This is a genomic window from Neisseria sp. P0014.S009 (genome assembly GCF_051958155.1).
Lineage (GTDB): Bacteria > Pseudomonadota > Gammaproteobacteria > Burkholderiales > Neisseriaceae > Neisseria > Neisseria flavescens_C.
On record NZ_JBQCVS010000099.1, the window covers coordinates 1 to 290 of the forward strand.

General features: G+C 54.8%; 1 pseudogene. It reads left to right on the forward strand.

The features are described 5' to 3' along the window. Window positions 1-290, forward strand: a pseudogene (locus tag ACTHS4_RS11845) (thiol:disulfide interchange protein DsbA/DsbL); the annotation flags it as partial.

Below are 290 nucleotides of genomic sequence, written 5' to 3' on the forward strand. Positions count from 1 at the left end.
GAACACGTCGTCTGGATGCCTGAAATGCTGGGCTTGGCGCGGGTTGCCGCGGCGGTTAACGCTTCGGGTTTGAAGTATCAGGCAAACCCCGCTATTTTCAAAGCCGTACACGAGCAGAAAATCAATTTGGCGGATGCCGCCACTTTCAAAAGCTGGGCGGCGGCACAAAAAAGCTTTGACAGCAAAAAACTGATTGCCGCATACGACGCACCCGCCAGCCTTGCAGCCGCTAAAAAAATGCAAAGCCTGACCGAGACTTACCGTATCGACGGCACGCCGGACGTCATCGT